The organism is Flavobacterium xizangense, from assembly GCF_054075145.1.
Map to the genome: position 1 here is coordinate 1 of NZ_JBSIPG010000073.1, position 279 is coordinate 279.

Here is a 279-nt window from a genome sequence, read left to right on the forward strand (position 1 = left end):
GAAAGATTTTCCGATTTTTAAATCACTCGCAAAATCTCTTGGTTTCGAAATTGTTGAAGAAGTAGAAAAACCATATAATCCCGAATTTGTAAAAGAAATTTTAGACGCTGAAAAGAGCATAAAAGACGGGAAAGGAATTAAAATAAAAACAGAAGATTTGTGGAAGTAATTTATTCTGAAAAAGCTCAAAAAGACAGAGAATATTGGAAAAAATCTGAAAATAAAGCGGTCATGAATAAGATTACAGCCTTGATTGAAGACATTTTACTTCATCCTTAT

The 279-nt window shown here is 29.7% G+C and carries 1 protein-coding gene; it reads left to right on the top strand.

The window, feature by feature from the left end; all coding sequences use genetic code 11:
- The first annotated feature begins 49 nt into the window (after window positions 1-49).
- Window positions 50-169: a DUF2683 family protein gene (locus ACWA1B_RS22565; protein WP_456910841.1), complete on the top strand. Its 120-nt coding sequence runs from the start codon at window positions 50-52 to the stop codon at window positions 167-169.
- Window positions 170-279 lie beyond the last annotated feature (110 nt).